This window comes from Geodermatophilus chilensis (assembly GCF_002802985.1).
Classification (GTDB): Bacteria; Actinomycetota; Actinomycetes; order Mycobacteriales; family Geodermatophilaceae; genus Geodermatophilus; species Geodermatophilus chilensis.
Window position 1 is genome coordinate 1 of record NZ_NVPT01000242.1, and the last position, 5,678, is coordinate 5,678.

Annotated in this window: 6 protein-coding genes; 4 read left to right on the forward strand and 2 right to left on the reverse strand. The window is 74.9% G+C overall.

The genetic code is table 11. The features are described from left to right. The 4 genes from CNO22_RS25230 to CNO22_RS25245 form a co-directional block, all read left to right on the forward strand. Window positions 1–739 (forward strand): hypothetical protein (locus CNO22_RS25230; protein WP_198588593.1); only part of this gene is annotated, 739 nt, incomplete at its 5' end. Then, window positions 736–1,395: a signal peptidase I gene (lepB, locus tag CNO22_RS25235; protein WP_198588594.1), complete on the forward strand. Its 660-nt coding sequence runs from the start codon at window positions 736–738 to the stop codon at window positions 1,393–1,395. The genes CNO22_RS25230 and lepB, both read left to right, overlap by 4 nt. A gap of 92 nt (window positions 1,396–1,487) precedes the next feature. Beyond that, window positions 1,488–2,597 (forward strand): spore photoproduct lyase family protein, encoded by a 1,110-nt coding sequence (locus tag CNO22_RS25240; protein WP_232807341.1) that lies wholly within the window; start codon window positions 1,488–1,490, stop codon window positions 2,595–2,597. A 100-nt stretch (window positions 2,598–2,697) separates the two neighbouring features. Then, window positions 2,698–4,353: a SpoIIE family protein phosphatase gene (locus CNO22_RS25245; RefSeq protein WP_232807342.1), complete on the forward strand. Its 1,656-nt coding sequence runs from the start codon at window positions 2,698–2,700 to the stop codon at window positions 4,351–4,353. 119 nt (window positions 4,354–4,472) lie between these two features. On the opposite strand, the gene CNO22_RS25250 is transcribed toward CNO22_RS25245, so the two are convergent. Next, the gene (locus tag CNO22_RS25250) at window positions 4,473–5,159 is read right to left on the reverse strand and encodes a DUF6766 family protein (protein ID WP_100502000.1); all 687 of its coding nucleotides are present in this window, start codon (window positions 5,157–5,159) and stop codon (window positions 4,473–4,475) included. A gap of 85 nt (window positions 5,160–5,244) precedes the next feature. Then, on the reverse strand, window positions 5,245–5,678 hold a 434-nt coding region (locus CNO22_RS25255), incomplete at its 5' end, for a hypothetical protein (protein WP_232807343.1).

A 5,678-nucleotide genomic window follows, 5' to 3' on the forward strand; every position in this document is an offset into this window, starting at 1 on the left:
GGATGTGTATAGGAGACGGCACCACCACGGCTCCCAGGCCGGCCGCGGCGACGCCGACCCCGATCCGGCGGCGGTCGCGGTGACCACCGTCGCCCCCGCCCCGGCAGCCGCCCGGGTGGTGCTGCAGACCCGCCGCCGCACCGCCTGGTGGCAGCTGGCCGCGGCGCTGGGCCTGGCCACGGCCGCTGGGCTGCACCTGGCCGCCGCGGTCGACCACCTGTCCGCGGGCTCGCTGGCGGTCGGCTTCTTCCTGCTGACCGCGCTGGCCCAGGCGGGGCTCGCCGCCTGGCTGGTCCTCGGCACCTGGGCCGGCACCCGCGCGGGCCGGCACCTGGTGGCGACGGCGCTGCTCGGCACCGTCGGCCTGCTGACCCTGTACGTGGTCGCCCACACCACCGGGCTGCTCGACGCCTTCGCCGTGCACGACACCCTCACCGGCGGGCACGAGCACCACGTCCCCGGCCGCGAGACCGTGGCCGTCGACCCGGTCACCGGCGTCGAGTACGCGCAGGGCATGCCGCTGGGCGCCTCCGGGCCGGTCGCGATGGAAGGGCTCCCCGGGTCCGCCGCCGGGCACGGCCCCGAGGCGGTCGGCACGGCGGTGGTCGCCGCCGAGCTGCTCACCGTGGCCGCACTGGCCGCGCTGCTGCCGGCGTCCTGGCGGGGCCGCGCGCTCAACGGCCTGCTGGTCCTGGGCGGGTCCGCGTGGGCGCTGTGGCTCACCGGCGTCCTCGGGTGAGGACCGCCCCCCGAACCGCCGCCGCGGTCCCCGGTGACCCCCGCACCAGGGACCGCGGCGGCTCCCCCCGGCACTGGGCGCCCCGTGCCGGGGCGGCCCCCGGGCCGACCGCCGGCACCGGCTCCGGCGGTCGGCCGTGGGAGCGGCTGCGCGGCGCCGTCCTGTGGCTCGCCGCCGGGACGGCGCTGCTGCTGGTCGCGGCGACCTCCGGCCTGCTGCCGCTGCAGCCGATGCGCGTCGACTCCGACAGCATGACGCCGGCCGTCTCGCCCGGTGACCTGCTGCTGGTGCGGCACGGGCAGGGGCCGGTGCAGCGCGGCGACGTCGTCGCCGTGACCGACCCGCTCGGCGACGGGATGCTGGTCAAGCGGGCGGTGGCGCTGGGCGGCGACGAGGTGGCCATCGAGGACGGCGTCCTGGTCGTCGCCGGCGCCCCCGTGTGCGAGCCGGCGATCGACCCCGCCCACCTCGACGGCGTCTGGTTCGGCCCGGTCACGGTGCCCGAGGGCCAGCTGTTCCTGCTCAGCGACAACCGCGACGGATCGGTCGACTCCCGCGCCTTCGGCCCGGTGCCGGCGGCTTCGCTCGTCGGCACGGTGCCCGCCCGGCTGTGGCCCGACCCGGGGGCGCTGCCCTCCCCGTCGGCCGGCTGCTGAGGACCCGCTCCGACGCGCCGACCTGCTGGAACACCCCGCGGTGGGCCGGTGCTGTACCGGTCGTGGGAAGCCCCGCGGCCTCGCCGTCCCCCGTGTCCGTCCCGTCCACCACCCGCCCCACCGACGACCTCTCCCGGCTGCTGCAGGTCCGCCAGGTCTACGCCGAGCCTGCCGCCCTCGCCTCACGCCGCGGGCAGCAGGTGCTGGGGCGCTTCCCCGGCGCCGAGGTGGTCGAGGTCCCCTCGCACTGGGAGATCCCCGAGCTGCACGGCAACGAGGGCAACGTCGAGCGCTGGGTGCGGGTGAAGTCCGAGACGCTGGTGCTCGGCGTCAAGAAGTCGCTGACCGCGCGGCCCAACGGGCGCTCGGCGAACTGGATCGCCCCCTCGACGGCCAATGGGTGCGCGATGGCCTGCGCCTACTGCTACGTGCCGCGGCAGAAGGGCTACGCCAACCCGATCACCGTCTTCACCAACATCGAGCAGATCACCGGCTACCTGCGCCGGCACGTCGCGCGGCAGGGCCCCAAGACCGAGCCCGACCAGTGCGACCCGCAGGCCTGGGTCTACGACCTCGGTGAGAACAGCGACTGCTCGGTCGACGCGCTGGTCAGCGACAACGTCGCCGACCTGGTCGCGACCTTCGCCGAGCTGCCGACGGCCAAGGCCTCCTTCGCCACCAAGTACGTCAACCGGCAGCTGCTCGAGCTCGACCCGCGCGGCCGCACCCGCATCCGCTTCTCGGTCATGCCCGAGGACGACGCCAGGGTGCTCGACATCCGCACCAGCCGGGTCGCCGAGCGGATCGCCGCGGTCGACGACTTCGTCGAGGCCGGGTACGAGGTGCACCTGAACCTCTCCCCCGTCGTGCTGCGCGAGGGCTGGGAGGCCGACTGGGCGCAGCTGCTGCGCCGGCTGGACGACGAGCTCTCGCCGCGGCCAAGGCGCAGGCGGCGGCCGAGGTCATCCTGCTCACCCACAACCGGGACCTGCACCAGGTCAACCTCGGGTGGCACCCGAAGGCCGAGGAGCTGCTCCGGCGGCCGGACCTGCAGCAGCCCAAGCGCAGCCAGAACGGCAGCTGGAACGTGCGCTACCGCAACGACGTCAAGCGCGCCGGGGTCACCCGGGTGCAGGAACTCGTCGCGGCGCATGCGCCGTGGCTGCGCATCAGGTATGCCTTCTGAGTTCGTGTCGACATGACCACATGCCGACCATCGGTGGTGGGCCACTGACGCAACGTGTGGGATCGTTGGCCGTGGCATCCCGTAGAGAAGGTGGGGGGATGGCGCCGGAGTCGACTGTGGCACTGGCTGCGCCGGCTCTGTTGGAAGCGTTGCCGGACGCGGTCGTCGTTGCCGACCGGGAAGGCCGGATCGCCTACGTGAACCCCGCGATCCACGCGCTGTTGGGGCACCGCCCCGAAGTCCTGGTGGGACAGCCCCTCACCGTCCTGATGCCCGAACGCCTCCGGCGTGGGCACGGCGATGGCTTCGCCCGCTACGCGGCCACTGGGCACGGCAAGCTCGTGGGGGCGACCACCCAGCTCCCGGCGCTGCATGCCTCGGGCCACGAGGTCGCGATCGACCTGACGCTCTCCCGACTCGAGCAGGCCGCCACGGCCGGGGCTGACGCGCTGGTGGTCGCCGTCCTGCGTGACGCCAGCACGACGATCCTCCTCGAGCGGCAGTTCGAGGTGAGCCATTACCTGCGGGCCACGCTCCGGGTGACCGCGGCGCTCACCGAGGCGCGCGACGCCGACGTCGCCTTCCGCGACCTGCTGCCGACGCTGTGCACCGAGCTGGACTGGGACACCGCGACGCTGTGGCAGCCCGACGAGCACACCGGCCGGCTGGCACACGTCGGTACCTGGACTGCGCCGGGCGAGGAGCCCGGGGCGCTGCACGAGGCCTCCCGCCGGTACCGCTTCGTCCGCGGCGAGGGCCTGCCGGGGCTGACCTGGGCGCAGCGGACCCCGACGGTGATCGAGGACCTGTGGAGCGACCCGCGGTTCGTCCGCACCGAGGCGGCCCGCGCCGACGGCATCCGCACCGGCGTGGCGTTCCCGGTCCTCCGCGGGGACGACCTGCTCGCCGTCTGCGAGCTGTTCTCCCGCGAGGAGCGACCGGTGCCGGCGGAGCTGGTCGACGTGCTGGCCCACGCCGGCCGCCAGATCGGCCAGTTCCTCGGCCGGCTGCGCGCCGAGTCGGAGGTCCGCCAGCTCGCCGACACCCTGCAGCGCAGCCTGCTGCCCTCGCACCTGCCGGCCATCCGCGGCGTCGAGCTGGCGGCCCGCTATCGCCCCGGCGGCGGTGCGGGGCTGGTCGGCGGCGACACCTACGACGTCATGCCGCTGCCCGACGGCCGCTGGATGGTGCTCATCGCCGACGTCTGCGGCACCGGCGCCGAGGCCGCGGCGGTCACCGCGCTGACCCGGCACACCGCCCGGGCGGCGGCCAGCCCGGCGGCCGAGACGACCGCCGGCCCGGCCGAGGTGCTCCGCGCGGTCAACGCGGCGCTGCTGCGCGCGCAGTCCGAGGGCCCCCTGCGCTTCGTGACCGCCTGCTGCCTGGTGCTCTCCCCCGGACCCGGCGGCGTGTGCGCGACCGTCGGCGTGGCCGGGCACCCGCTGCCGGTGCTCGCCGGCCCCGGCGACCCGCGGGAGGTCGGGGTGCCCGGCCGGCCGCTGGGCATCGCCCCGGACCTCGACGTCCCGGAGGTGGACGTGGAGCTGCCGCCGGGATCGACGCTGGTGCTCTACACCGACGGGGTCACCGAGGCCCGCGACGACACCGGCGCGCAGTTCGGCGAGGACGGGCTGCTCCGGGTGCTCGCCGAGGGCTGCCGGAACGCCGAGTCGACCGTCGAGGCGATCACCGCCGCGGTCGAGCAGCGGCTGCGCCACTCCCGCTACGAGGCCGACGACCTCGCCGTCCTCGCCCTCGCCGTACCGGCCTGAGGACCGGCCTGAGGACCGGCCCTCCTGCAGGCAGAAGGACCCCGTCCTCCCCACCCCTCGCAGGCTCAGGGCGGGACCCGGGACGGGGCCACGCCAGCGGGCCGGGCCACGGGTCTCCGTCAACCCGTTTGACCGGTGTCGGCGTGCGCGGCGCCCACCGGCTTGGACTCCGGCGAGCCGCGCTGGCGCAGGTAGACGGCGAAGACGGCCATCGAGCCGACGGCGAGCATCTCGGACTGCCAGTTCTGGAAGGACCGGTTCCAGAAGTCGGCCTCGCCGAGGTAGCCGGCCCAGCTGACCGGGTCCTGCCGCTGCCCGAGCTGCTCGGCGTTGAACGCCGCCCAGCCGGCCACCGAGGAGGCGGCCCAGGTCAGCAGGAACAGCGCGGCCATGAGCAGGCCGAGCGAGCGGGAGAACACCGCCGTCCGCCAGCCACCGGTGCGGGCCCAGGCCGGCGACTCCCCGTGGGCGTCCCGGCCGACCTGCTGCTCCTCGTCGGACTCGGTGCCCTCCTGGCCCGGCTCCTTGGACTCCGAGGAGCCGCGCTGCACCAGCCAGACGGTGGCGAAGACGTAGAGCAGGAACTGCAGGTACTCCGACTGCCAGTTCTCCATGACGTCGACGCCGAAGGACGACGAGGTGACGTAGTCCAGCAGTGAGATCTCGGGCAGGCCCTCGCTCACCTGCCGGGCGTTGTGGTCGGCCACGCCGGCGACCGCCTGACCCACCAGGGTGACGAGGAAGAGCCCGCCGAACACCAGGCTGAGCGCGTTGGCGCGGACGAAGCCGTAGCGGGGTGCGGTCACCGGCCCATCAACCCCAGCGCCACGACGTAGGCGATCCCGAGCAGGATCACCGCCAGATAGCCGAGGAAGACCCCGCGGACACCCCTCACGACCCCTCCACCTCGCAGTCGTAGGGCAGCTCCCCGCGTGGCTCGCAGGCGGCGGCGGTGACCCGCCAGCCGGACGGCGTCTCGGTCAGGAACACCGTGTCGCCGCCGAGCCGGACCTGCGCCGCACCACCCCAGACCTCCACGGCCTCTACGTCCCCGCCGGGCAGCGGAAGCTGCCCGATGACGTCGGCGCACGGCGCGGACTCGTCGGACTCGAGGGTCTGCAGCGTCGCCGGGGCGAGCAGCGCGCACCGGTCGGCGGGGGCGGCGTCCGGGTCCTCGAAGGCGTCGGCCACCCGCGCGACGTCGTCCTCCTGCAGGCCCGCGCAGCCACTGAGGACCGCTGTCGTCAGGACCAGCACGACGAGCCTGAGTCGGGCGCTTATACACAGCTGACGCTGCCTAAGACTCCATTGGCGTTCGACTGCAG